Source organism: Thalassovita litoralis (genome assembly GCF_900182725.1).
GTDB lineage: Bacteria > Pseudomonadota > Alphaproteobacteria > Rhodobacterales > Rhodobacteraceae > Thalassobius > Thalassobius litoralis.
The window spans coordinates 1-26,519 of record NZ_FXTO01000006.1 but is presented as its reverse complement, the minus strand read 5'-3'; the positions used below and the strand labels follow the sequence as shown (position 1 = coordinate 26,519).

Annotated in this window: 25 protein-coding genes and 1 pseudogene; 13 read left to right on the top strand and 13 right to left on the bottom strand. The window is 59.6% G+C overall.

The window, feature by feature from the left end; genetic code table 11:
- Positions 1 to 5: 5 nt before the first annotated feature.
- The 10 genes from FN828_RS06785 (at position 6) to FN828_RS06740 (ending at position 9,130) form a co-directional block, all read left to right on the top strand.
- The gene (locus FN828_RS06785; RefSeq protein ID WP_142492656.1) at positions 6 to 1,202 is read left to right on the top strand and encodes an acyl-CoA dehydrogenase family protein; all 1,197 of its coding nucleotides are present in this window, start codon (positions 6 to 8) and stop codon (positions 1,200 to 1,202) included.
- Positions 1,203 to 1,213: 11 nt separating this feature from the next.
- A complete protein-coding gene (locus FN828_RS06780; RefSeq protein WP_185958959.1) occupies positions 1,214 to 2,347 on the top strand; it encodes an acyl-CoA dehydrogenase family protein in 1,134 nt (377 codons plus the stop codon).
- A gap of 10 nt (positions 2,348 to 2,357) precedes the next feature.
- Positions 2,358 to 3,176 (top strand): SDR family NAD(P)-dependent oxidoreductase, encoded by an 819-nt coding sequence (locus FN828_RS06775; RefSeq protein ID WP_142492655.1) that lies wholly within the window; start codon positions 2,358 to 2,360, stop codon positions 3,174 to 3,176.
- 2 nt (positions 3,177 to 3,178) lie between these two features.
- Positions 3,179 to 3,658 carry a MaoC family dehydratase gene (locus FN828_RS06770; protein WP_142492654.1) on the top strand — a complete coding sequence of 160 codons (480 nt, stop codon included), beginning with the start codon at positions 3,179 to 3,181 and terminating at the stop codon, positions 3,656 to 3,658.
- Entirely contained in the window at positions 3,655 to 4,587 is a 933-nt protein-coding gene (locus FN828_RS06765; RefSeq protein WP_142492653.1) for an SDR family NAD(P)-dependent oxidoreductase, read from the top strand. Before FN828_RS06770 ends, FN828_RS06765 begins: the two co-directional genes overlap by 4 nt.
- Positions 4,588 to 4,590: 3 nt before the next feature.
- A complete protein-coding gene (locus FN828_RS06760) occupies positions 4,591 to 5,793 on the top strand; it encodes an acetyl-CoA C-acyltransferase (protein WP_142492652.1) in 1,203 nt (400 codons plus the stop codon).
- A gap of 60 nt (positions 5,794 to 5,853) precedes the next feature.
- Positions 5,854 to 6,522, top strand: a complete 669-nt coding sequence (locus FN828_RS06755; protein WP_142492651.1) for a histidine phosphatase family protein — start codon at positions 5,854 to 5,856, stop codon at positions 6,520 to 6,522.
- Between the two features lie 8 nt (positions 6,523 to 6,530).
- Positions 6,531 to 7,565, top strand: coding sequence for a phosphotransferase family protein (locus tag FN828_RS06750; protein ID WP_142492650.1), 1,035 nt, complete (start codon positions 6,531 to 6,533; stop codon positions 7,563 to 7,565).
- 15 nt (positions 7,566 to 7,580) lie between these two features.
- Entirely contained in the window at positions 7,581 to 8,006 is a 426-nt protein-coding gene (locus FN828_RS06745) for a PaaI family thioesterase (protein WP_142492649.1), read from the top strand.
- Positions 8,007 to 8,089: 83 nt separating this feature from the next.
- Positions 8,090 to 9,130 carry an NADP-dependent oxidoreductase gene (locus FN828_RS06740; RefSeq protein WP_142492648.1) on the top strand — a complete coding sequence of 347 codons (1,041 nt, stop codon included), beginning with the start codon at positions 8,090 to 8,092 and terminating at the stop codon, positions 9,128 to 9,130.
- Between the two features lie 95 nt (positions 9,131 to 9,225).
- On the opposite strand, the gene FN828_RS06735 is transcribed toward FN828_RS06740, so the two are convergent.
- The 10 genes from FN828_RS06735 to FN828_RS06690 form a co-directional block, all read right to left on the bottom strand.
- Positions 9,226 to 10,299, bottom strand: coding sequence for an acyl-CoA dehydrogenase family protein (locus FN828_RS06735; protein WP_142492647.1), 1,074 nt, complete (start codon positions 10,297 to 10,299; stop codon positions 9,226 to 9,228).
- Between the two features lie 3 nt (positions 10,300 to 10,302).
- Positions 10,303 to 11,490, bottom strand: a complete 1,188-nt coding sequence (locus FN828_RS06730) for an acyl-CoA dehydrogenase family protein (protein ID WP_142492646.1) — start codon at positions 11,488 to 11,490, stop codon at positions 10,303 to 10,305.
- Between the two features lie 14 nt (positions 11,491 to 11,504).
- Complete coding sequence (locus FN828_RS06725) at positions 11,505 to 13,598, bottom strand: 3-hydroxyacyl-CoA dehydrogenase NAD-binding domain-containing protein (RefSeq protein WP_142492645.1); 2,094 nt, start codon at positions 13,596 to 13,598, stop codon at positions 11,505 to 11,507.
- 150 nt (positions 13,599 to 13,748) lie between these two features.
- Positions 13,749 to 15,443 (bottom strand): adenine deaminase, encoded by a 1,695-nt coding sequence (gene ade, locus FN828_RS06720; RefSeq protein WP_142492644.1) that lies wholly within the window; start codon positions 15,441 to 15,443, stop codon positions 13,749 to 13,751.
- A 73-nt stretch (positions 15,444 to 15,516) separates the two neighbouring features.
- The gene (locus FN828_RS06715; protein ID WP_185958958.1) at positions 15,517 to 16,455 is read right to left on the bottom strand and encodes a LysR family transcriptional regulator; all 939 of its coding nucleotides are present in this window, start codon (positions 16,453 to 16,455) and stop codon (positions 15,517 to 15,519) included.
- Positions 16,456 to 16,536: 81 nt separating this feature from the next.
- A complete protein-coding gene (locus FN828_RS06710) occupies positions 16,537 to 17,343 on the bottom strand; it encodes an energy transducer TonB family protein (protein WP_142492642.1) in 807 nt (268 codons plus the stop codon).
- Positions 17,340 to 17,717 carry an ExbD/TolR family protein gene (locus FN828_RS06705; protein WP_142492641.1) on the bottom strand — a complete coding sequence of 126 codons (378 nt, stop codon included), beginning with the start codon at positions 17,715 to 17,717 and terminating at the stop codon, positions 17,340 to 17,342. The genes FN828_RS06710 and FN828_RS06705 overlap by 4 nt, the downstream gene beginning before the upstream one ends.
- On the bottom strand, positions 17,714 to 18,091 hold the full coding sequence (locus tag FN828_RS06700; protein WP_142492640.1) for a biopolymer transporter ExbD: 378 nt from the start codon (positions 18,089 to 18,091) through the stop codon (positions 17,714 to 17,716). The genes FN828_RS06705 and FN828_RS06700 overlap by 4 nt, the downstream gene beginning before the upstream one ends.
- Positions 18,075 to 18,716 (bottom strand): MotA/TolQ/ExbB proton channel family protein, encoded by a 642-nt coding sequence (locus FN828_RS06695; protein WP_142492639.1) that lies wholly within the window; start codon positions 18,714 to 18,716, stop codon positions 18,075 to 18,077. The genes FN828_RS06700 and FN828_RS06695 overlap by 17 nt, the downstream gene beginning before the upstream one ends.
- Positions 18,717 to 18,725: 9 nt before the next feature.
- Complete coding sequence (locus FN828_RS06690; protein ID WP_142492638.1) at positions 18,726 to 19,133, bottom strand: hypothetical protein; 408 nt, start codon at positions 19,131 to 19,133, stop codon at positions 18,726 to 18,728.
- A 218-nt stretch (positions 19,134 to 19,351) separates the two neighbouring features.
- Here FN828_RS06690 and FN828_RS06685 point away from each other — a divergent pair, with 218 nt between their 5' ends.
- The 3 genes from FN828_RS06685 to FN828_RS06675 all read left to right on the top strand — a co-directional run bounded on the left by FN828_RS06685 (position 19,352) and on the right by FN828_RS06675 (position 22,117).
- Positions 19,352 to 20,020, top strand: a complete 669-nt coding sequence (locus tag FN828_RS06685; protein ID WP_235891428.1) for a response regulator — start codon at positions 19,352 to 19,354, stop codon at positions 20,018 to 20,020.
- The gene (locus FN828_RS06680) at positions 19,998 to 21,341 is read left to right on the top strand and encodes an ATP-binding protein (protein WP_142492637.1); all 1,344 of its coding nucleotides are present in this window, start codon (positions 19,998 to 20,000) and stop codon (positions 21,339 to 21,341) included. The genes FN828_RS06685 and FN828_RS06680 overlap by 23 nt, the downstream gene beginning before the upstream one ends.
- 77 nt (positions 21,342 to 21,418) lie before the next feature.
- A complete protein-coding gene (locus FN828_RS06675) occupies positions 21,419 to 22,117 on the top strand; it encodes a glycosyltransferase family 29 protein (protein WP_142492636.1) in 699 nt (232 codons plus the stop codon).
- Positions 22,118 to 22,175: 58 nt separating this feature from the next.
- Here the strand turns inward: FN828_RS06675 and gyrB are convergent, their stop codons facing one another.
- The 3 genes and pseudogenes from gyrB to FN828_RS06660 form a co-directional block, all read right to left on the bottom strand.
- Positions 22,176 to 24,611: a DNA topoisomerase (ATP-hydrolyzing) subunit B gene (gyrB, locus tag FN828_RS06670; RefSeq protein WP_142492635.1), complete on the bottom strand. Its 2,436-nt coding sequence runs from the start codon at positions 24,609 to 24,611 to the stop codon at positions 22,176 to 22,178.
- 106 nt (positions 24,612 to 24,717) lie between these two features.
- On the bottom strand, positions 24,718 to 26,400 hold the full coding sequence (locus FN828_RS06665; RefSeq protein ID WP_142492634.1) for a polysaccharide biosynthesis protein: 1,683 nt from the start codon (positions 26,398 to 26,400) through the stop codon (positions 24,718 to 24,720).
- A 30-nt stretch (positions 26,401 to 26,430) separates the two neighbouring features.
- Positions 26,431 to 26,519, bottom strand: a pseudogene (locus tag FN828_RS06660) (IS5/IS1182 family transposase); the annotation flags it as partial.

The window sequence follows — 26,519 nt, the reverse complement described above, 5'->3', positions numbered from 1 at the left end:
GTGTTATGACTGACGCAATGGCCGAACTGGCCAGCTACCGATCCGAGATCGCGGATTGGATTATGCAAAGCTGCCCTGACACGCTGCGCGGTGCAAGGCTTGATGAAGATTCAATCGTGTGGGGTGGTAAATCCTGGGTTTTCAAACGCGATGATCAAAAAGTCTGGATGGAGAATGCAATCTCCAAGGGGCTGACAGCCCCCCGCTGGCCCACGGAATACGGCGGTGGCGGTCTGACCCGCGCTAAGGAAAAGATTTTCCGCGAAGAAATGGCCCGCCTGCAAGCCCCGACCCCACTGGAAAGTTTCGGCCTGTGGATGCTTGGCCCGGCCCTGTTGGAATTTGGCACACACGAGCAAAAATCGCATTTCCTGCCCCCGATCACGCGCGGGGAAATCCGTTGGTGTCAGGGCTATTCCGAACCCGGCGCGGGCAGCGATTTGGCCAATGTGCAAACCAAAGCCGAGGATATGGGCGATCACTGGCTGGTGAACGGGCAAAAAATCTGGACCTCTTACGCGGACAAGGCCGATTGGATTTTCGCACTGGTCCGCACCGACCGCGACGCCCCGAAACACAAGGGCATCAGCTTTATGCTGATCGACATGAACGCGCCCGGCGTCACCACCAAACCCATCCGCCTTATTTCCGGTAAGTCCCCATTCTGCGAGACTTTTTTCGACAACGTGAAAGTCCCGAAATCCTATGGCGAAGGCATTTCCAGCATCGTCGGCGAACAAAACCGTGGCTGGGACGTCGCAAAACATCTGCTGACTCATGAACGCGAAATGATCGGCGGCGGCGCACGCGGGCTGCTGGGCGGGCGTTCTTTGGGAACGTTCCTTGGGTCATTGGACGATGGCGTTCTGGACGATCCGGTGATCCGCACCGAGGCAATGGGACTGGAAATCGACAGTCTGGCCTTTGGCATGACGATGGAGCGTTACAAGGATCAGGCCCAGTCGGGGCGCGGCGTGGGCAATGCCAGCGCCATGTTGAAATATTACGGCACCGAACTGAACAAGCGCCGCTATGAGCTGCTAATGTCCGCGACCGGCAGCGAAGGGGTGGAATGGGATGGCCCGCACGGCACCCTTGCACCGGAATGGCTGCGCACCAAGGCGAACTCGATCGAAGGCGGCACGACCGAGGTGATGTTGGACATCATCTCGAAACGCGTCCTCGAACTGCCCTCGAAATAAGGATTTTTCCAATGACCAGTCTTCTTGAAACCGAAGACGAAACCCTGTTGCGGGATGCCGCACGCGGGTTTCTGGCCGATGCGTCGCCGGTAAAGGCGCTGCGCGAAAACCGTGATCAGGGCCGCGCCTATGACGCCGGATTGTGGCGCGAAATGGCACAGATGGGATGGGCCGGGGTGCTGATCCCCGAAGATCAGGGTGGGGCCGATATGGGCCACCGCGCCGCCGGTATCCTGTCCGAGGAAATGGGCAATGTGCTGTCTGCCAGCCCGTTTATTTCCACCGCTGTGATGGCCGCAACCGCATTGCGGAATTGTGCCAGCGACCGCGCGAAACAGGCATTGACGCAAATTGCCGAAGGCGGCGTGACCTATGCCATTGCCGTGGATGAAGGGGCCAAACACAACCCCGCCCGCACGGCGCTGCGCGCGGAAAAATCGGGCAATGCCTATCGTCTGTCCGGCGTGAAAACCTTTGTCGCGGATGGGGCCAGCGCGGATCGTTTGCTGGTTCTGGCCCGCACAGCGGGCACCACTGGCGATGCGGCCGGGCTGACCTTGTTCGACATTGATGCCGCCCGCGCGGGCATTTCCCGCGATTCGAAACCCACCGTTGATTCGCGCGATCATGCTCGGATCACACTGGAAAATGTCGCCGCCACGGGCGAGGACATCGTGGGCGAGTTGGACAACGGGCTTGTAACGTTGCGTCACGGAATTCAGGCAGGACAGGCCGCTTTGGCCGCTGAACTGACCGGGGTTGCCGGTGGGGCATACGGGATGACCGTTGCCTATCTGAAAGAACGCAAACAATTCGACCGCACCATCGGCAGCTTTCAGGCGCTACAACACCGCGCCGCTCATCTGTGGAGCGAAATCGAAGTCACCACCAGCGCCATCATCAACGCCGGTCGCGTTTTGGACGCGGCCCCGGATGATGCAGCGCTGGCTGTGTCGCTGGCCAAGGCACGCGCCACGGCAACCGCAAAACTGGCCGTCAGCGAAGGCGTCCAGATGCACGGCGGCATTGGCATGACCGATGAATTCGACATCGGCTTTTACATGAAACGCGCCCGTGTTGGCGCAGAATGGTTGGGCGACTACGGCTATCATGCCGCATTGATCGCCGCAGCCCGTGGTTTCTGAGGGAGGGAACATGAAACCGTCTGATCTTTTTGATCTCAGCGGCAAGGTCGCTTTGGTAACGGGTGGCTCGTCCGGTATTGGACATATGGCCGCCGAAGGGTTGGTCGCCGCTGGTGCCCGCGTTCTGATCGCCAGCCGCAAGGCCGATGCCTGCGAAGCGGTCGCCGCGGAACTGAACGCCAAGGGATACCCCGGCAGTGCCGAAGGCTTCGGCGGGGATGTCGCCACCGAAGAAGGCATTGCCGCACTGGTATCCGAGGTGAACAAACGCACCGACAAGCTGCACATCTTGATGAACAACGCAGGCCGCACATGGGGCGCCCCCATCGGGGAACACCCCTATGAAGCATGGGATAAACTGCTGCGTCTGAACGTCACCGGCATGTTCCACCTGACGCAAAGCCTGCTGCCGCTGCTAAAAGCCGCCAGCACCGCCGACGATCCGGCCCGCGTGGTCAATGTTGGCTCGGTCATGGGGGACATCCCCAAGGGTACGCGCACCTATTCCTATGCCGTGTCCAAAGGCGCGGTGCATCACATGACCCGCGTGCTGTCCAACGATCTGGCCCACCAAGGCATCACTGTGAACGCCATCGCCCCCGGCCCGTTCGTATCGAAGATGACTGCCTTTGCCATTGGCACCGAAGAAGGACAGAAAAAATCCGCCGAAGGTGTCCCCTTGGGCCGCGTTGGCCGCCCCGAGGATATTGCGGGTGCGCTGCAATACCTGTGCGGTCGCGGCGGGGCATATCTGTCCGGCGCGATTTTACCCCTGTCCGGAGGGATGCAGTCCAACGCCCCCGGCAGCCTGTTTAACGAGGAGCTATAACAATGACCCTGCCATCCGGAAAAAACCTGCCGCTGGCCGAATTTCAGGCCTTGCAAGGCAAAGAAATGGGCGTGTCCAAGTGGATCACCGTCACTCAGGACCAGATCAACCAGTTCGCGGATTGCACCGATGATCACCAGTTCATTCATGTAGATCCCGAAGCCGCTGCCAAATCGCCTTTTGGCACCACTATCGCGCACGGGTTCCTGACGCTCTCTTTGCTGTCGACGATGGCCTATCAGATGCCCTCGATCCAAGGCGTGACGATGGGCGTGAACTATGGGTTCGAGAAAGTGCGCTTTGTATCGCCGGTCAAGGTGAACTCCAAAGTGCGGGGCCGGTTCGTTCTGGACGAGGTGAAAGAGGTTCGCCCCGGCGAGTTCCAGACCCTTGTCACCGTTACCGTGGAAATCGAAGGACAGGAAAAACCCGCGCTGGTCGCACAATGGCTGGGCCGTCGTTATATGGGAGAGAATAAATGAGCGAAGTACGTTTTGATGGCCGCGTGGCCATCGTAACCGGGGCCGGTGCGGGCCTGGGCCGCAGTCACGCGCTGGGTTTGGCCGCGCGTGGGGCCAAGGTTGTCGTGAACGATTTGGGTGCCGCGACCGATGGCAGCGGATCGGGTTCCGATGCGGCCCGCGCCGTGGTCGAAGAAATCCGCGCAGCAGGTGGCAAGGCCATCGCCAACGGGGCCAACGTGGCCAATGCCGAACAGGTACAGGCGATGGTGGACGAGGCCATTGCCGAATTCGGCCATGTCGATATTCTGGTGAACAACGCGGGCATCCTGCGCGATAAGACCTTTGCCAAGATGACGCTGGACGATTTCAAGATGGTCGTCGATGTTCACCTGATGGGGACTGTGAACTGCACCCATGCCCTGTGGCGTCACATGCTGGAACGGGAATACGGGCGGATCGTTCTGACCACCTCGTCCTCGGGGCTGTATGGCAACTTCGGTCAGTCCAACTATGGCGCGGCCAAGGCGGCGATGCTGGGTCTGATGAATGTGCTGCACCACGAAGGCAGCCGCAAAAACGTGCGCACCAACCTGTTGGCCCCCACCGCAACCACCCGCATGACCGAGGAACTGTTCCCCGCCGCCGTGAAGGATTTGCTGAAGCCCGAAACCATCACGCCGGGCCTGTTGGCGCTGGTCAGCGAAGATGCCCCCAGCCGCATGGTTCTGGGTGCCGGTGGCGGCTGCTTTGCGGAAACCCGGATCTACGAAACCCGTGGCGTGGCGCTGCAAGGCGATGATCTGACCCCCGAAGGCGTGTTGGCGAACATGGACACGATCCGCAGCGAAGACGGTCAAACCCTGATGGGCGGCGCGTTCGATCAAACCAACAAATACATCAAAATGGCCGCCGAATTGCGCGGTATCTCTTTGGAAGAAAAGGAATAACCCATGCGTGACGCAGTAATCGTATCCACCGCCCGCACCCCGATCGGCAAAGCCTTTCGCGGCGCGTTCAACAACACCTCGGCACAAACGCTGATCGGCCATGCCGTGAAAAACGCCGTATCCCGCGCCGGTCTGGAAGGCCACGAAATCAGCGATTGCATCGTGGGTTCGGCCATGCAGCAGGGTTCGACCGGGGGCAACATTGGCCGTCAGGCCGTGATCCGCGCGGGCCTGCCCGTTTCTATCGCCGGGATGTCGATGGACCGTCAATGTGCATCGGGCATGATGGCGATTGCCACGGCAGCCAAGCAGGTGATCCATGACGGCATGGATATTTGCATTGGCGGCGGTGTGGAATCCATCAGCCTTGTGCAAAACCAGAAAATGCGCACCGACTGGCTGGCCGATGCCTGGATCAAGGAAAACAAGCCCGATCTGTACATGTCGATGCTGGAAACCGCTGAAATCGTGGCGGAACGCTATGGCGTGTCGCGCGAAGATCAGGACGCCTATGCCCTGCAATCGCAGCAGCGCACCGCAGCCGCACAAGACGCGGGCAAGTTCGATGATGAAATCGTGCCGCTGACCACCACGATGGGCGTGATGGACAAGGAAACCAAAGAGGTGTCCTTCAAAGAAGTCACCCTGTCCAAAGACGAAGGCAACCGCCCCAGCACCACGCTGGAAAGCTTGCAATCGCTGGCCCCGGTGTTCAAGGACGGTCAGAAAGTGGCCGAAGGCAAATTCATCACCGCCGGTAACGCCTCGCAATTGTCGGATGGCGCATCTGCCGCCGTGATCATGGAAGCGAAAGAGGCCGAAAAGCGCGGCCTGCAACCGCTGGGGCGCTACGTTGGTGTGATGGCCGCAGGTTGTGAACCCGATGAAATGGGCATCGGCCCAATCTATGCCGTGCCGAAACTGCTGGAAGCGCACGGGCTGAAAATCGACGACATCGGCCTGTGGGAACTGAACGAAGCATTCGCCAGCCAAGTGCTGCAATCGCAGCGCGTTCTGGGCATTCCCGGTGAATTGCTGAACGTGAACGGCGGCGCAATTTCCGTTGGCCACCCCTATGGCATGTCGGGCGCGCGTATGGTGGGCCACGCCCTGATCGAAGGCAAACGCCGCGGCGCCAAATACGTTGTCTGCACCATGTGCGTGGGCGGTGGCATGGGTGCCGCTGGCTTGTTCGAAGTGCTGTAACACACCAGACGGGGCCGTATGCAACATGCGGCCCCATCCCCAATCACAAGGCCCCGATATATGCCCGAACTTTACCTGATCCGCCACGCCCAGGCATCCTTTGGCGCAGCGAATTACGATGTGCTGTCTGACCTTGGCCACGAACAATCCTTTGCCCTTGGGCAGGCGTTGGCCGTGCAGGGCGTGACCCCTGATGCCCTGTTCATCGGTGCGCAGCGCCGCCACCGCGAAACACTGGAAGGCATCCTGAAGGGCATGGGCCGCGACCCCGAACAGGCCGAAATTCTGCCCGGCCTGAACGAGTTTGATTTCAAGAACCTGCTGGATGCACATTACCGGGGCCGCCCTGCCCCCGAAAACATGCATTCAGAACGCAAATCCCATTTCCGTACCCTACGTGATACCGTGCTGGCGTGGCAGCGGGATGAAATCGAAAACCCGCCCGAAACATGGGCGCAATTCAGCGGTCGCGTCGAAGCCGCCCGTCAGGCGATACTGGACAGCAAGGCCCAGACCATCGTGGCCGTCAGCTCGGGCGGGGCCATCGGGCAGATGATTGCCGCAACGCTGCAAACGCCTTCGGAACATCAGATCAAACTGCAATTGCAAATGAAGAATTGCGCCGTGAACCGTTTCGTTTTTTCTGACAGCAATTTTTACCTGCACGGCTTTAACGAAACCCCGCATATCACGGCAGCCAATGCCGACCCCCTGCTGACTTATAGTTGAGGATGGACATGACCAAAGCCGACCCGACCAAACTGGATACCGATGCCGTTTCAGCCTATCTAAGCGCCCATCTGAACGGTTTCGCTGGCCCACTGAGCGCCGAAAAATTCAACGTGGGGCAATCCAATCCCACGTTCCGGCTGATCACCCCCACCCGCAACTATGTGCTGCGCCGCAAACCGCCGGGGGTGTTGCTGAAATCGGCCCATGCCGTTGACCGCGAATTCCGCGTCCAAAGCGCCCTGCAAGGCAGCGATGTCCCCGTCGCCAAAATGTATCTACTGTGCGAGGATGACGCGGTCATCGGGTCCGCCTTCTATGTCATGGACGAGGTGAAGGGACGCCATTTTGACGACCCCCGCCTGAACGAATTGTCCCGCGATGACCGCCGCCCCATTCAGGACGAAATGAACCGGGTTCTGGCCGCGATCCACAATATTGATCTGAACGCTACGGGCCTGTCTGATTATGGCCCCGAAGGTAATTATTACCGCCGCCAGATCGACCGCTGGACCAAACAATACCGGGCGTCGGAAACCGATCACATCCCGGCGATGGAGGAACTGATTACTTGGCTGGATGCCAACATCCCCGCCGAGGATGGCCAGCGCACGCTGGTGCATGGCGATTACCGCATCGACAACATGCTGTTCCACAAGGACAAGCCCAAAGTCGCCGCCGTTCTGGATTGGGAACTGTCCACCACCGGCCATCCCTATGCCGATCTGGCCGCAGTCATCATGCAATGGATGATGCCTCCGGGTCAGGAAGGGCGCGGATTGGCTGGCGTGGACCGCGACGCCCAAGGTTTGATGAGCGATCAGGAATTCATTGATGCCTATTGCGCCCGTCGCAATCTGGGCGGCATCGACGGGTTCGGGTTCTATCTGGCGTTTACCTTCTTCCGCATGGCGGGCATCATTCAGGGCGTTTACAAACGCGCATTGGATGGCAACGCCTCGAACCCGGAACGGGCCAAGGCGCTGGGGGGCTATGTTCCCAACTTTGCCCAACACGGGCTGGATGCGGCCCGCACCGTCTGATCTGAAAGGCAGGATATGACAGACAGCAAAATCGACCCCGCGCTGGTCGAAGACCCTTATGCGCTTCAGGCGCATATGGGGTTTGAAGTGACCGACTGGAAACCAGACTACACGCGAGTTGAACTACCGATGCTCCCGCATCTGATGAACCGCTACGGCATTCCGCATGGCGGGGTTTATGCCATGCTTCTGGATACGGCTATGGGGTTCTGCGGCTGCTACACTGGCGACCGCGATAACAAGCGGCTGGCGATGACCCTGTCCATGAACGTAAATTACGAAGGACAGGCCAAGGGCCAACATCTGATCTGCGAGGCGCGGCGCACTGGTGGCGGGGCGAAAACCTTTTTCGCCTCTGCGCTTGTGACCGATGAATTGGGGACGCGCATCGCCTCGGGGACCGGGGTGTTCCGCGTTCGTGGTGAAACTCGGATCAAATGACGCTGCGGCGGGGTTCGCCCCGCCCTGTCCGTATCACGCAAACACACTAGCTATTTGCAAACTGCACAGAATGGGAGGAAGAAATGGGTGAAACAATGAAACGTATCGTATTGGCGCGCCGTCCGGACGGCGAACCCGTCGACGCGGATTTCCGCTACGAAGACGCCCCGATGCCGGTTCCCGGCGAAGGCGAGGTTCTGGTTCGCGTCACAGATATGTCGCTGGACCCCTACATGCGGGGCCGTATGGATGACGCCAAATCCTATGCCAAGCCGGTAGAGCTTGATCACACAATGGAAGGTGGTGCCGTGGGCGAGGTGATCGCGTCCAACCACCCGAAATTCGCCGTTGGGGATCATGTGTTCGGCATGTTGGGCTGGGCGACGCACGGCTGCCTGAACGGGCGCGAACTGCGCAAGCTGGACCCATCGCACGGGTCCACCACCACCGCGCTTGGCGTTCTGGGGATGCCGGGCTTTACCGGCTGGTTCGGCCTGATGGAATACGGCAAACCCAAAGCGGGTGAAACGCTGGTGGTTGCTGCGGCAACCGGCCCGGTCGGGTCGATGGTGGGGCAGATGGCCAAACTGCTGGGTCTGCGCGTTGTCGGCATTGCCGGTGGGGCGGATAAATGCAAACTGGCCAAGGAAACCTTTGGCTTCGACGAATGCCTTGACCACCGCGCCTACGAGGACGCCAAGGCCCTGCGCGCCGCGCTGGCCGAACAATGCCCCAACGGCGTCGACATCTATTTTGAAAACGTCGCGGGCAAGGTTCTGGAGGCCGTGCTGCCGCTGATGAATGTTGGCGGACGCATCCCGGTCTGTGGCATGATTGCATGGTATAACGCGGGCGCATTGGGCGGCAACATGACCGGGGCCAAGGACAACCTGCCGAAAATGTGGCGGACCATCCTTGTGAACCGTCTGCATGTTCACGGCTTTATCATCTCGGACCATTTTGAACGCTTCCCCGAATTCCTGATGGATGCCGGGCCGCGCGTGGGCAAGGGTGACATCAAATATGTCGAAGACATTGCCGAAGGTCTGGAAAATGCACCGCGCACCTTCATGAATATGCTGAAGGGCGGGAATTTCGGCAAACAAATCGTGAAAGTCGGCTAACCGCCGCCCTGCCCTCAAACGCGAAGGCAGCACACAAAGAACCCCCGGCAGGACAGCCTGCCGGGGGTTTTCATTTGTCAGTCCAATCGCAGGGATCAGGCGGCTGCGTTGCCCGCCATCACGCGGCTCAGGTGGTAATCGGTATCGCCCAATTGCGCGTCCAGCATCACCAGACGTTTGCCGTAATGCGACACCGGGTATTCCCAAGTCATCGCAATACCGCCGTGCATCTGAATCGCCTCTTCGGCGATCAGGCGGGCGGAGCGGCCAATCAGGTTTTTCGCCATCGACGCATAGCGCGACGCATCCGGCCCGCCCAGTTCAGCCGCAGCCTTGATCACGATGGACCGGGACTGTTCGATTTCCGTCAGCATGTCCACGGCGCGGTGTTGCAGCACTTGGAACTTACCAATGGTGATCCCGAACTGTTTACGCTGTTTCAGGTAATCCACGGTAATCGCATGGGTCACGTCCATCGCGCCAACGGCTTCGGCGCACAGGGCGACGATCCCGGCGTTAATCGCGTCTTCCATCGCGGCTGCGCCGTCTTCGATCAGCAGGGTGGCAGGGGTGTCGTCCAGCAGCAATTCAGCCGCGCCCGCACCGTCCATCATGCCGTAGCCGGTCACATTGGCATCTGCTGCGTTCACTTGGAACACGGCCAGCTTGCCGTTCAGTTTCGCAGCAACAAGGAACACATCCGCAACCTGCCCGCCGTAAACGGTGCTTTTGCGACCCGACAGGGCATAGGCATCGCCCTTGGCAGTGGCCTGCGCGGCAATCTGGTCCAGCTCATAAGCTGCATCCAGTTCGGTAAAGGCGACGGCGTATTTCGACGCACCGGACAACAGCGCCTCTTGATCCGCACCCGCAGCCGCCAGCAAACGGCTGGCCATCAACGCGCCCAGAACGGGTTCCGGCGTGATCTGACGGCCCAGTGCCTCGAACACGACGGCGATGTCAAAACCTGCGCCGCCCATGCCACCGGCCTCTTCCGGGGCCAACGCGAACAGGGTGCCCAGTTCCACCAGCGCGTCCCATTTCGACGGGTCGTGATAGGGCGCGTCATAGGCCACCTTATTGCGGTGTTCGACGGGGTACTGTTCGGTCAGGAAACGGTTCAGCGTGTCCGCCAGCATCTGGCGGTCTTCGGTCAGATTGAAATCCATCGGTCACAGCTCCAGCATGGTCTTGGTCAGGATGTTCCGCTGGATCTCGTTCGATCCACCGAAAATCGAGGTTTTGCGGTTGTTGAAATACCGCGCCGCGTTATGGGCGGTGGCGGCGGGGCCGAACATCAGGTTGCCATCGGTCACATGACCGGGGAACGGTGCCGCTGCCGGGCCAAGCGCGCGGCGGGCCAGATCCTTCAGTTCCTGATGGATCACCGTACCTTTGATCTTCAGGATCGAGGTTTCCGGCCCCGGTGCGCCCTGGCTTTGCGCCTTGAACAGCATCCGCAGGTTGGTGATTTTCATCGCTTCCAGATCAATTTCCACCTGCGCGATACGCGCGGCGAACAGCGGGTCTTCGATCAGCGGCTTGCCATTGCGCAGCGTTTTGCGGGCCAGCGCCTTCACCTCTTCCAAGGCCTGCATCGAGAATCCCACCCCGGCAATGCCGGTGCGTTCGTGCGTCAGCAGGTACTTGGCGATGGTCCAGCCCTTGTTTTCTTCGCCGACAAGGTTGCCATACGGCACACGCACATCGGTAAAGAACACCTCGTTTACCTCGTGACCGCCTTCGATCAGCTTGATCGGGCGCACTTCGATGCCGGGGGTTTTCATGTCCACCAGAATAAAGCTGATACCCTGCTGTTGCTTTGCATCGGGGTCGGTGCGGCACAGGCAGAAAATCCAGTCAGCGTGCTGGCCCAGCGTGGTCCAGGTTTTCTGACCGTTGATCACCCATTCGTCGCCTTCGCGCACGGCGCGGGTTTTCAGGCTGGCAAGGTCCGATCCGGCACCCGGTTCGGAATAGCCCTGACACCACCAGTCAGTACCGTCCAGAATACGCGGCAGGTAATGGTCCTGCTGTTCCTTGGTGCCGAATTTTTGCAACACCGGCCCCAGCATCGAAATACCAAAGGGCAGGATGCGCGGCGAATAGGCACGGCAGCATTCTTCCTCGAAGATATGACGCTGCACCGGGGTCCAGCCAGGGCCGCCAAATTCCTTGGGCCAGATGGTTGCCAGCCAGCCCTTGCGGTTCAGAATGGCGTGCCATTCTTCTATCATTGCCTTGCCCATTTCGCCGCCTTCGCGCACGGCGTCAGAAATGTGCTTGGGCAGGTTGTCCGCCAGATAGGCGCGGACTTCATCGCGGAATGCGATGTCCTCGGCAGAATAGCTCAGGTCCATATCCGGTCCCTTTCTTACTTGTTCAGATCAGCAAATTTGGTGCCTTCGGCGGCCATTTTTTCCAGCAAGGCAGGCACCTGCCAGTAATGGGCGTCTTCTTTGGCGTATTCTTTGATGCGGCGCACCAGTTCGGCGGCCCCGATCGTATCGGCATAATGCAGCGGGCCACCGCGATGACGCGGGAAACCATAGCCGAACACGAACACCATATCCACGTCCAGCGGACGTTTGGCAGTGCCGTCTTCGACAACGCGGGTCGCCTCAGCGATCATGGCGGTCATGTAACGGTCCACGATGTCCTGATCGGTGAAATCCTGCGGCGTGATCCCTTTGTCAGCGCGGACGCCGTCAATGATGGTTGCCACCTCGGGGTTCGGCACCGGGGCGCCCTGACCATAAATGTAATAGCCCTGCCCGGTTTTGCGGCCATACCAGCCCTGTTCACAAATACGGTCAGCCACGTCACCGCCATAGCGTTCGGCGGGGTCGCGGGTTGCGGCCAGACGCTTGCGGTTGGCCCACCCGATATCCATGCCCGCCAGATCGCTGACCTTGTGCGGCCCCATAGCGAACCCGAACCCTTCCAGCGCGTTATCCACATGTTGCGGGCTGGCACCGTCCAGAACCAGATAGGCCGCGGTTTTGGCGTAATGCGACAGAATGCGGTTGCCGATAAACCCATCGCAGACCTGCGCCAGAACGCCGACCTTTTTCAGCGTCTTGGCCAGCGCGAACCCGGTCGCCAACACATCGGGCGCAGTTTTGGCGCCCTGTACGATTTCCAGCAAACGCATCACATGCGCCGGGCTGAAAAAGTGCAGGCCCAGCACATCCTGCGGACGATCGGTGCAGGCGGCGATTTCATTCACATCCAGATAGGACGTGTTCGAGGCAAGGATCGCCCCCGGTTTGCAGATGGTGTTCAGTTTGCCGAAGATGTCCTTTTTGACATCCATGTTTTCAAACACGGCTTCGATCACCAAATCCACGTCTGCCAGATCATCCAACCCCAGCGAGGGGGACAGATTGGCTAGCGCCGCGTCTTTCTTTGCCGCGCTCATCTTACCGCGCGATACAGCGCCTTCCAGATTCTTGGTGATGGTGGCAACGCCACGGTCCAGCCCGTCCTGCGCCACTTCGATCAAGCGCACGGACAGCCCCGCCATCAGACACGAGGTTGCAATCCCCGATCCCATCGTGCCGCCACCGATCACGCCGATTTTTGCCAGCGGGCGGGTGTCGCCCTTGGCTTCGGGAATGTTCGACACGGCCCGTTCACCAAAAAACGCGTGGATCAAGCCCGAACGCTGCGGGGTTTGCATACAATCCAAGAACCCCTGACGTTCGATCTTCAGCCCTTCGGTGCGGGGCAGATAAGATGCGCGCACGGCCTCAACAATCTTGTGCGGGGCAAACAGATGGGCCTGTTTGACCTTCAGCATCGCGGCGGTATCGTCCAGCGCCTTATCATCGCGGGGCGTATCCAGATCACAGGTGTGGCGGGTGGTCAGTTTACCATCCAGCACGTCCTGCGCAGCGACCAGCGCCACATCACGCGGCTCCCCCGCAACCAGACGATCCAGCAGACCTTTGTCCAGCGCCTCTTTTGCGCTGACCATACGGCCCGACAGGGACATATCCAACGCCATCGGAATGCCAGCCAAACGCGGCACGCGCTGGGTGCCACCGGCACCGGGCAGCAGGCCAAGGTTGACTTCGGGCAGACCGACTCGCAGCCCTTCGATCCCGATCCGCGCATGGGTTGCCAGGCCCAATTCCAGACCGCCCCCCAGCGCCGTACCGTGCATAATGGCGATAATCGGGGTCTGGCAGTCTTCGATGATGTTATACACATCCGGCAACGAAGGCGGCTGCGAGGGCTTGCCAAATTCGCGGATATCGGCACCGGCCACAAAGGTCCGGCCAGCGGCGTAGATTGCGATCACCTTTGCTGTATCATCGGCTTTCAATTGTTCGACCGCATCCAGCAAACCCTGCCGCACGACCTGCCCCGTTGCATTTACCGGGGGGTTGTCGATGCAGATCAGGGCAATATCCCCGCTGCGTTCAATCGAAATCAGATCATTCACCTTGGTGACGTCAGCCATATCGCTTGTTTCCTTTGTCCATCGGGCAAGAGGATACAGCCACCAATAACGGCGCGCACTCCTCCTTCGCATGCAAACTAATTCCTTGCCGGAAACCCGTCAATCAGTGGAAATCGGTTTTGCTGTGCAGAAAAAGCGTATGACGCAGGGTCATGGGATGATCTGGAACTTGTTCACGTCAACCAATCCGCGATCCGTGATTTTCAACGCCGGAATCACCGGCAATGCCAGAAAGGCCAGTTGCAAAAACGGTTCTTCCAACACCACGCCCAGACTGCGGGCGGCATGGCGCAACTCTACCAGATGGTCGCGGACAGTTTCAAACGGGTCAAGGCTCATCAATCCGGCCACAGGCAGCGCCAGCTCGGCCAGTATTTTCCCATCACGGGCCACGACAAACCCGCCTTCGATCTGGCCCAGCCGATTGGCGGCCAGCGCCATATCGTCGTAATCCGCACCGACCACCGCGATATTGTGATGATCGTGGCACACGGTTCCGGCAATCGCCCCGTGCTGCAATCCGAACCCGCGCACGAACCCCGTGGCGATATTCCCATTTTTGCCGTGCCGTTCGATTACCGCGATTTTCATCAGGTCGCGGGCCGGATCGGGGCATTTGTCGCCGTCCACGATGGCAATGGTTTCGTGCAGATGTTCGGTGATGATCTTACCTTCGATAATGCCAATCACGTCGGTATCTTCGCGGTTTCCTGCCGTGCGAAAATGATCCGCTGTCACAATCGGCGCCTTCACCGAATGCCGCCCCACCGGCGGGATCGTATCCCGCGCGGCAAAGGCCGCATCGGTCACTTCTACGCCATTGCACAGCACCAGTTGCGCATCGCAATGTTCCAGACTGGTCAGCGCCACAATATCCGCCCGCTTGCCCGGTGCGATCAAACCGCGATCTTTCAGCCCAAATGCCTCGGCCGCCGACAGGCTGGCCGCGCGATACACCGCCAGCGGGTCCGCCCCCAGCGCGATAGCCGTGCGGATCATGTAATCCAGATGACCATATTCCGCGATGTCCAGCGGGTTCCGGTCATCGGTACACAGACAAATATAGGGTGAATTGCGTTCCGTGATGATCGGGGCCAGCGCGTGCAGATCTTTGGACACCGATCCTTCACGGATCAGCACCCGCATCCCCTTGCGCAGCTTTTCCAGTGCCTCCTCGGCGCTTGTGGCCTCGTGTTCGGTACGAATACCCGCCGCGATATAGGCATTCAGATCGTTGCCGGACAAAAGCGGGCAATGGCCGTCAATGTGCTGCCCCCGGAACAGCGCCAGCTTTTCCATCACACCGGGGTCTTTGAACAGCACACCGGGGAAATTCATGAACTCGGCCAAACCGATAGCAGACGAATGCCCCATCACCTGCTTCAAATCATCCGCATCAATCCGCGCCCCGGCGGTTTCCATATCGGTGGACGGCACACAGGATGACAGTTGCACCCGAATATCCATCAGCGTGTATTCGCTGGCCCGCTGAAAATAGCGGATACCGTCCAACCCGATCACATTGGCAATCTCGTGCGGGTCGCAAATGGCCGTGGTCACACCGCGCGGCAGCACGCAGCGGTCAAACTCAAACGGCGTGACAAGCGAGCTTTCAATATGCAGATGCGTGTCAATAAAACCGGGGACAAGGATCATGCCTGACACATCAATCTCTTGCTGGCCGCTATAGCGGCCGCAGGTGCCTACGATCGTGCCGCCGCAAATCGCTACATCGCCTGTCAGCAATTCGCCTGTGATCAGGTCCAGAACCCGCCCGTTTTTCAGCACCAGATCGGCAGGGATCACCCCCCGCCCCTGATCAATGATCTGCGCCAGTTCTGTCATGTTTCGCACTCCACCGATTTTGGTCAGGGTGCCACACTCCACACCCTATGACGAGGGGTTCAGGCACTTTTCCCTACGGTTCGCGTTCTGCGCCCATCCATTCAGCGCCAGCCCAGATGCCGGTGTCGATCAATTCGCCGACCACCTCTTTCAGCAGTGCGCTGACCGCCCCCGCAGCACTGGAAAGCGGATGCGCCAACGAATAGGCCAGATAGGCGCTGCGCCACAGTTTCGGTCCAGCAAAAGGCTGCACCGCCAGCGTTCCCACCTCGGCATCCGCCGCAACCGTATGAAACGGCAACACCGAACACCCATATCCCGCAGCAACCAGTTTCTTGATATTGGTATAGGAATCCACCTCGATCACCGGATCAACGCGCACCCCGCTGTCACGCATGTACCCGTCCACCATCTTGCGCAGCCCATGCGCCCCGCTGGGCAGAATCAGCGGCACATCGCCCAGCCCCTCGATCGCGCGGGGCGGCTGATCGGGGCTGTCCGGTGGCAACAGCAAAACCAGTTCTTCCTTTAGCAAGGTTTCCGAATGAATCCCCGCCTCGCGCAGTTCGGTATACAGCACCGCCAGATCGACCCGCCCTTCGGTCAGCCAATCACGGACAAAGCCGCTCATGGCTTCGGCGATGATGATCTTGATCCGAGGATACCGTTCCCGCGTCCGGGCAATCAGCGGCACCGCCAGAATGCCGCTGATCGTCCCCGGCAAGCCGATCCGCACCGTCCCCGAGGGCATCTTGCCGAAACTACGAATTTCATCCTCGGTACGCTCCAACTCGGCCAGCACCGCGCACGCACGTTGGGCCAGCAACGCCCCTGCTTCGGTCGGACGGACACCGTGCGCTTCGCGGATCAGCAACGGGGTTCCCAATTGCTGTTCCAGCGTTTTCACATGCAGCGACAAGGCCGGTTGCGCCACGTTCAGGCGGGTGGCCGCGCGGGAAAACGATCCCTCTTCGACGATTGTCGCGAAATACCTAAGCTTTCTGGTGTCCATCCTGCCCCGCCACAGCGCCGCCATATAGGCAGGTTATACTATGTCAGGACTATATTTCTATCGGCTATGGTTTGTTTTAGCTCAGCGCCCCTCGATCCGGATGGAAAAACGTCGCTGCGCCCCCTTGGGCGGGGCCGGGAACGGGGCGGCCTGCCGCACCAATCGCAACGCCGCCTGATCCAGATGCGACGACCCGGAACTGCGGCCCAGCGAAACGCTGGACAATTGCCCGCTTTGCGCCACGGCGAACACCACAACCGCCGCGCCGGGGCTACGCACGCGCGGGCGCGGCACGCGGGCAATGCGCCGCATGACCACGCCGGGGTAATTGCTGACGGCGGCATTGCCGCTTTCGGTGCCCTTGGCCTTGGTCACACCCTGCCGCTTGGCCTTGGCGTCCTTTGTGCCGGTGGCCGATCCGGCACGGGCATTCACCTTGGCATTCCCCGCCTTAGCCGTCACGGTACTGGTGGGCTTCACCAACGGTTCCGCGCGTGGCTTGGGGCGCGGGGTTTCCTTGGTGGCCTGTTGTACTTTGGGCGGGTGTGCCACTTCTACTGGCTTCACTGGCTTGGCCTGCACGGGGCGCTGCGGTTTTGCAGCCATAGGCGCGGGAATGGCCGCCAGAGCCGCAGGCGCAACAGGCTCCATAACCAAGGGGGTTTGCGCGGCAACAGGCATCGGCGACACAACATCCGTGGCCACCCGCGAGGCCAATGTCCCCACGGCCATATCCTCGAACGACCCGCCAATCCGCGCCTCTGCCGCGCCATCGCTGGCTTCGGCCAACACCGCCGGTTTCGGCGCAAGCTGCATCGCCAAGGCTCCGTGAACCGTCAGCGCCACCGTCAGCGCCGCCAATTTCGCCCGCTTGGTTGCCACAATCATTCCAGCCCCCTTTCGGTGACGATCATTACCTTTTCCGCCCCTGCCACCCGCAGGGCGGTGGCGATCTGCACCATCTTTTGCGCGGCCAAGGCCCGGTCCGGCACGATCCGCACGATTTGCCGCTCGTCCTCGGGCAACAACGCCAAAAACGCCGCCGCATCCGGCAGCGGTTCCCCCGCATGGGTCAGCCGCCCGTCGGGATGGATCACCAGCGCCTTGGGCGGGGCTAATCCTTCAAGCTGATCCGTGCGCACCAAGGTCAACGTCTTGTCCATCGGCTGCAACAGCGTGCCAGCCACCATGAAAAACACCAGCATCAGGAACACCACGTTGATCAGTGCAATCGTGGGTTCGCGTTTGGACGACCGCTTCATCCCGCGCCCTCCAGCACTGTCACGGACGCCCCCGACACGCCGCGCAGCACCACCAGAAGATCCGTCAATCGCTGTGTATCAACGTCCCCCTTCAGGCTGACCAGCAGCCGGGGCTTGTCCTGCTCCTGCAAGGTAGGCTGCAAATCCGCCAGCGCCATATCCCGGCCATTCAGGCTCAGCGTTGCCGGGGATAGCTGAATAAACAGCGGTTTTGCCGCATCATCGGGCACCTTCCCCGCGCCTGCCGCTGTCAGTTCGACCTGCGCAAACCGCGAAAACGTGGAACTCAGCATGAAGAACAGCAGCAGCAGGAAAATAATGTCGATCAGCGGCGCCATCGACAATCTGCGCCGGGGTTTACGCCGCTTCAGCATGGCTGACCCCAGCCGCCGCCGTTTGCGGCACCAGAACCGTCATCAGAGCATGATCGGCCAGCACGCGATCCGCCTCGATCCGCCCCTCGAACCAACTGAGCAAGGCCGAGGCAGGCATGGCCACGATCAGACCCACCGCCGTTGTCAGCAACGCCACCCAAATCCCACCGGCCAGAATTGACGGGTCCACCTGCGCCCCGGCCTGTTGCAACGCCTGAAACGCCTCGATCATGCCCAAAACCGTTCCGAACAGCCCCAGCAGCGGCGCGATCTGCGCCACGGTATCCAGAAGGCGGAACCCGCGTTCTAATGCGCTGAATTGCGCCTCTGCCTCTGCTCGCAGGCGGTTGTCCGCCCCGTTCGGCGCATCAAAAGCCCGCCCGACCAATGGCGCCAGATAGCTGCGCGAACGCATCAACATCTGTCGCGCATCGTGCTGTTGTCCCGCATCCCATTCAGCAACCGCACGCGACAGGATTTTGTGCCGCCCCACCCCGACCGCATGGAACTGCCACAGCTTGAACAGCACCACTGTCAGCGTCACCACGGACATCGCCACAAGTATCATGACCACAGGCCCGCCCAACTGGGCCGCCTCGATCAGCTTTTCCAGATAACCGCTCATATCCGCACCTTACCCCTGCAACCCAATCGTCACCCGGCTGTGGGTGGTCAGCCCTTGCGCGCAAACCGACGAATCCGCCCCCGCCACGCGGCAGGTATTGGCCCCGTTCAACAAGATTTGCCCCAGATCGGCACAGTTCAGATCAGGCACCGCAAATTGCCGCACACGTGGCCGTCCCATCGGCAATTCCCCGAAATCAAACAACGTCAGGCGCTCTACCTGTCCGGCAGCATCAAAGAAAACCGCCTCGTACACGGCCTGCTCGATCGGGCTGGAATGGCTGTTTTTCACCAGAAAGCTTAGCGTGCAGACCCCGGCTTGCGGGCTGGCGGCGTTCAATTCGATGTCCAAGCCGCCCTCGGCATGGGCTGTGCCAGAACACAGACAGATCGTTAATGCAGTCAGAAGGACTCTCATCGCCAGCAGCACCTGATTTCACAAGATTTCCGGCTGGATCCCCATACTGGGCGGTCTGGCGTTCGCCTGCGTCTACCGCAGACAGGCTGGAAAGGCAATATTTCTTTATCAAAACACTAAGGTATCACGGAGTTTTCACCAAGGGCTTGTTGCCGATGCCCGCGATTGCTACGCCTTTTCATGGGAAAACACCGCCCAAAGGGCCACGACAAAGGAATATGCCTATTCGGATCCTGCTGGTCGAAGACGAACCATTGATCGCAGACGCAATCCGCGTGTCTATGACGCGGGCGGGCTACCATGTGGATTGGGCTGCCGATGCCGACACCGCCGAAGAAGCCCTGCGCAATGGACAATTCCAACTGATCGTACTGGACCTTGGCCTGCCTGATCGCGATGGCCTGTCCCTGCTGCGCTGGGTTCGGCAGCAGGACATTCCCGTACCCGTGATCATCCTGACCGCCCGCGAAACCACGGAAAACCGGGTCGAGGGGCTGGATTTGGGGGCGGATGATTACGTGACCAAGCCCTTTGACATGGATGAATTGCTGGCCCGGTGCCGGGTGCAACTACGCCGCGCCAGCGGGCGCAGCACCCCGGAACTGACCCACGGCAATATCACCATCCACCCGCAGGACCATGCCGTTCTGCTGGGGGGACAGCGGGTGGATTTGCCGATGCAGGCCTATCGCTTGCTATTGCTTCTGATCGAACGGCGCGGCCATATCGTATCCAAATCCGAACTGGCCGAATCCCTGTATGGTTGGGACGAAGGTGCCGAAAGCAACACGATCGAGGTTTACGTTTCCCAAATACGCCGCAAACTGGGCAAAGATCTGATCCGCACCATCCGGGGCATGGGCTATGTCATCGAAAAACCGACCTGACACACGAAACAGCATTCGCAGCCGTATTCAGCGCCGCCTGATCCCGGTGATCGTTCTGTCGTGGCTTAGCGCGATGGCCTTGGCCGCCGTTCACGCCTTTGTCGAGATTGACGAAGCCGTGAGCGCGAATCTGCTGAACCTGAACCATGCCACAGCACGGGTTTTCCAAACGCGGATTGATACGAATTATCCGTCTAATATCCCCTTGGAAGACCTAGAGGACGAAGACGAATTTTATCTGCTGGTGCTAGGGCCAGACGGTTCCTTGATTTATGCGTCGCATCCGAAACTGACGCTCCCCGTATCCGAGCAGGATGGTCCCTTTCAGTGGAATGGCTGGACCATGATGCAAAACCATAGCGCCGCCGGACACCTGATCATCGCCGGGCAGTTCAACGAAGAACGCGATGAGCTGCTGGGCAGCCTGATCCTTTCGACCTCTCTGCCGATGCTGCTGGCGCTGGGGGTGCTGCTATTTGGCGTACTGGTACTGGTACGAAACGGGCTGCGACCATTGCAAACCTTATCGGACCTGTTGATCCGGCGCGATCCGCAGCGGTTGGACGCATTGGATGTTGATCACCAGCCCAGTGAACTGAAACCTATCGTCAGCGCCCTGAATGGGCTGTTTTCCCGTGTCACGCGTTTTATGGAACGGGAACGGAAATTTATTGACGACGCCGCGCATGAATTGCGCACCCCCCTGACGATCATCAAAGCCCAGTGCCAGACCTTCGACACCGATGACCTGAACGCGGAAAACCGCCAACGTCTGCGCAACCTGATCGAAGGTGTGGACAAGGCAACCGCGCTCAGCGCCAGCCTGTTGGCACAGGCCCGCGCCGACAGGCCAATGGCCAGCCAGTCCACCTTTGATCCTGAACCCCTGGCCCGTCAAGCCATACAAGATTTAACCCAGTCCCAGGGCGATCTGGTCGCCGCCGCTGATCTGCACAGCATTACCCCCCTGAACATCACAATGTCCCCCGAAGATTTGCGCCTGATTTTGCGTAACCTTCTGGAAAACGCGGCGCTGCACGGGGGCCGCCCCGCCCATGTACGACTGGAGCTAAGCAGCGAAGGCACCACCGGACTGATCGCCGTCGAGGATAACGGCCCCGGCATTCCCGTGGACCGCCACCAACAAGTGTTTCAGCGTTTCTTTCGTTCTGGTCGGCATCAAGGAACCGGGCTGGGCCTGTCGATTGTCCGCGCCGCAGCAGAACGCAACGGAATCACCGTGACCATCACCAAGGGTAAAACCCTGAACGGCGCGCGCATCGAACTTCGTATACCCCAAGCGGACAATATAAACCGCTAACCTTCAGCGGCTTCAGGTTGGGTTCAGTTTCGCCTGTTAGCTGAGCAGTCATCGTGACCAGCACAGCAGCGCCGCACATGAGTGATACCACCCACCACACGTTAGTTTCCCCCGGCACAACGGCCCGTCCCCTTTCCACGTCGTTCGGCAAATCTGGGTTGGGTGATCGCCTGCGGTTCCTCCATGCACGTCTGCGCCGCGACGAAACAGGCCTGCAAGCGTGGTCTGATACGCTGGCGGACCTGAAACAAGCTGCCGCAGGACAGCGGATTGCCGTGGTTGGCAATGCCCGTTCCTTGGGTGAAAAGGCGCTGGGGGCTGATATTGATGCCCATGACATCGTGCTGCGGATGAACAGCGCACCGCAACCCGCGCCACACAGCCACGGCACCCGCACCGATTGGCTGGCGACTTCGATCCCATTGAAATCAGACCGTCTGGCGCAACTGTCCCCTGATCGGCTTTTGTGGATGACCCGGAAGCGGAAACGCCTGCCTTATGACTATGCCCGCCGCAACGGTTTTTTCCTGAACCCGCCCGCCCCAATGGATTGCCTGTCGCAAAAACTGGGCGGTCCCCCTTCAACCGGGATGATGGTTTTGGAACTGATGCACAGCCTGCCGTTTGAAACGATTTCTGTTTATGGGTTCGATTTTTTCAAATCGCTTTCCAATTCAGGCCGCAGAACCGCCGAACAGGTGCCGCATGATTTCGGGGCCGAACAATCCTATTCGACCCAGCTTTTCGCAAGCGACCCAAGGTTCCATCTGTTCTGATTGTTCTGGCAAACCTACGGAATAAAAAAACAGGGCCACGAAAGGCCCTGTTTTTTATTTAGAAATCCAGATTTTCGACGCTTAGCGCGTTTTGCTGAATGAACTCGCGGCGTGGCTCCACCACATCGCCCATAAGCTTGGTAAAGATGTCGTCGGCTTCCAAAACATCGTCAATCCGCACTTGCAGCAGCGTCCGCGCTTCGGGATCCAGCGTGGTTTCCCACAACTGATCGGGGTTCATTTCCCCCAGCCCTTTGTAGCGTTGCAGGGCCAGACCCTTTTCGCCTTCGCGCAGGATAGCGTCCAGCAGGTCCAGCGGCCCCATGATCAACTGGCTTCGATCCTTGCGCACCAGCGTAGCGGGGGTGTCATAGACCTCTTGCAGGCTTTCGGTGAAGCTGCCGGTTTTGCGCGCCTCGCCGGACCGTAGCATCGGCCCGTCCAGCGTGCGCACTTCCTCGACCCCGCGCAAGATACGGGCCAAGCGGATACCGTGATCCTGTGTGATCCGCCCGGTCCAGCCGCGTTCGTATTCCAGCGCGATCAGGTCCAGCCGTTTGGCCACGGTATCGGCCACGCCTTGCAGATTGGCATCCACGGCCCCCGGCACAAACGCCCCGGCAATCGCGGCCTGTTCCAGAATGTGACGCGGGTAATGGGTGGGGAAGGCATCCAGCACACGTTTCAGGCTGCGGGCTTCTTCGACCACGCGCTTCAGGTCCGCCCCGGCCATTTCCATGCCAGAACCAAGCCGCAGCACCGTATCCGTCGTTCCCTGTTCAATCAGGTAATCGTCCAGCGCAGCCTGATCTTTCAGATACACCTCGGACTTGCCGCGGCTGACCTTATACAGGGGCGGTTGCGCGATATACAGATAACCGCCTTCGATCAGCTCAGGCATCTGGCGATAGAAGAAGGTCAACAGCAGGGTGCGGATATGCGCGCCGTCCACGTCAGCATCCGTCATGATGACGATCTTATGATACCGCAGCTTGCCGATGTTAAATTCGTCCCGGCCAATGCCGGTTCCCAGTGCCATGACAAGGTTGCCGATTTCCTGCGATCCCAGCATCCGGTCAAACCGCGCCCGTTCCACGTTCAGGATTTTCCCACGCAGCGGCAGGATGGCCTGCGTGCGTCGATCCCGGCCCGTCTGTGCCGATCCACCAGCCGAGTCACCCTCGACAAGGAAGACTTCGGTCTTGGACGGGTCTTTTTCGGAACAATCCTTGAGCTTGCCAGCAAGGAAATTCACATCCATCGCAGTTTTACGGCGGGTCAATTCGCGGGCCTTACGGGCGGCTTCGCGGGCCAGTGCCGCCTCGACGATCTTGCCGACGATCATCTTGGCGTCGCTCGGGTTCTCCTCGAACCACTCGGCCAGCTTTTCACCGACAAGGTTTTCAACGGCCGGGCGCACCTCGGACGAAACCAGCTTGTCCTTGGTCTGCGAACTGAATTTCGGGTCAGGCACTTTGACGGACAGCACACAGGTCAGCCCCTCGCGCGCGTCATCGCCGGTGAAGTTCACCTTTTCCTTTTTCGCGATCCCGGATTCAGTGGCATAGCGCGTCAGGGTGCGGGTCAGCGCCCCACGGAAGCCCGCCAGATGGGTGCCGCCATCGCGCTGCGGAATGTTGTTGGTAAAGGGCAGCACCGTTTCGTGGTAGCTGTCGTTCCACCACATCGCCACTTCGACGCCGATGCCATCCTTTTCGCCCTCTACGAAAATCGGGGTTGCCATCAGCGGATGTTTGGAACGGTCCAGATATTTGACGAACTCCTTTACGCCACCTTCGTAGAACAGTTCCGAACGCAGCGGTTCAGCCGGGCGCAAATCTTCCAGAATGATCCGAACGCCCGAATTCAGGAACGCCAGTTCGCGCAAGCGCTTTTCCAGCGTTTCAAACGAATATTCCAGATTCGAGAAGGTGCCTTCCGGGTCTGTCGTCTTGGCCGAAGCCAGAAACCGCACCTCGGTTCCTTTTTCGCCTTCGGCATCGCCGACAACGCGCAAATGTTCCGCCGTTTCGCCGCGCACGAACTTGGCGTAATGTTCCTTGCCATTGCGCCAAACGCGAAGTTCCAGCCATTCGGACAGGGCGTTCACCACCGACACGCCCACACCATGCAAACCGCCCGACACCTTATAGGAATTGCTGTCGAATTTCCCGCCCGCATGAAGCTGGGTCATGATCACTTCGGCGGCGGAAACGCCTTCTTCCTCGTGGATATCCACGGGGATGCCGCGCCCATTATCGCGCACCGACACGCTGGAATCGGCATGGATGACAACGCGCACATGGTCCGCATGACCCGCCAACGCCTCGTCAATGCCGTTATCCACGACCTCGTAAACCATGTGATGCAGGCCGGACCCGTCATCGGTATCCCCGATATACATGCCGGGCCGTTTGCGCACAGCCTCCAAGCCTTTGAGAACTTTAATAGAATCCGCGCCGTATTCTTGCGCGGTTTGCTCGGTCCCGGACATGCAGCCCCACCCTTTATGTCGTTTGAGATTATATACGAAACCTTGCGGGCGTTGTCACGCGCCCGCCCCATATTTTGTAACGGTTAAAATAGTCAGACGCCGCAGATCAGCCGATTTGCAGCGGTTCGCGCGATGGTTCGCGGGTCTTTTCCACCCAGCGGGCGATGACAGCGCGGGCGGCTTCTTCATCTGATCCTTCGACAGCAATGCGCAAGTCCTTTATCGCATTGGCCATTTCCAGTTCCGACAGATAGGTTTCCTGCGCCCGCATGATCTTGGGGTGTGGCGTGGTCAGCATGTCCGGGGAAATCAGCAATTCCTCGATCAGCTTTTCGCCAGGGCGCAGCCCCGTCACCACGATTTCGATGTCGCCATCGGGGTTGTTTTTATCCAGCACCGAATACCCGGCACCTTCGATCATCTGGCGCGCCAGTTTCTTGATCGGGACCAATTCGCCCATATTCAGCACGAACAAATCCCCGCCACGGGAATACGATCCAGCCAACAGCACCAGACGCGCCGCTTCGGAAATCGTCATGAAATAGCGGGCGACATCATGGTGCGTCAGCGTCACGGGGCCACCACGGGCGATCTGCTCCTCGAACAGCGGGATCACAGACCCGGACGATCCCAGCACATTGCCGAACCGCACCATCGCAAAGCGGGTTTTGTCCGCGCGGGTGGCTAAATCCTGCACCACCAGTTCTGCCAGCCGTTTCGACGCGCCCATCACATTAGTGGGGCGCACAGCCTTGTCGGACGACACCAGAATAAACCGGCTGACCTTGGCCTTTAACGCCGCATCGGCAAGCGTCTTTGTCCCTAGAACATTGTTGTTCAGACCCGCGATTTCGTTCTTTTCGACCATTGGAACGTGTTTATACGCCGCAGCATGAAGGACGACCTCGACCTTGTGATCATGCAGGACTTTCGCACAAAGCACCGGATCACACACCGACCCCAAGATTGAAATCAGTTCAATCCCCTGTGTGACATCCAAATCTTGCAGTTCTTTTTCGATGTTATACAGCGCCAGTTCGCTGTGATCGAACAACACCAGCCGCGCGGGTTTACAGGCCACCAACTGACGGCACAGTTCGGACCCGATGGCCCCCCCTGCCCCGGTGATCAGAATGCAGCGATTGTGATAGCTTTCCGCCACTTCCGGCAGTTCATTTTCCAGCTTGTTGCGGCCCAGCAAATCATCCAGCGAAACAGGCGAGCTGCGCTTGTTCAGGTCTTTCTGCTGGATCAGTTCAGCGAAGGATGGCAGCGCGTGAACCTCGCATCCCATTTCCCGCAGACGCATGGCAATTCGCGCCTGCACTGCCGGGGTTGAGGATGGCATGGCCAGCACCACCCGATCCACGGATTTATTCGCAATCAGGTCTTTCATACGGCTGGAGGCATAAACGGGGGCCCCCGAAACGGTCAGGCTTTGCAGACGGGGGTTGTCATCGACAAAGGCCACCAAAACCACGGCGTTATCCGTCCGCAAGGCCGCCGCCAACTGTTGCCCTGTTTGACCCGCACCATAAATAATCACACGAGTCCGGTTCTTTGCGTTTCGATATACCGTCAGCAAAACACCGCGCATAAAATTCCGTGTCGCCACCACGGAAATAAAGAAAATCATCCCGAAAACCGGGAACATCGGTGCCCCGAATGGCGAATCAAGCACCATGTTCGACAACAGCCCCGCACCGACCAAGATACAGGTCAAAATGGCCGTTGGTTTCATGCCACCTGTTTCAAACGCATTCAACCGAATGCGCGACAAGCCCAGCATGGCAGATGCCCCGGCGCTTAGGCTCAGGACTCATAACCAAAACATGACTGTTGCGGCGAGAGCGATGGCCGAGAGGAAGACTTCGGGGCAGCGGTCATATCGGGTGGCGACCCGCCGCC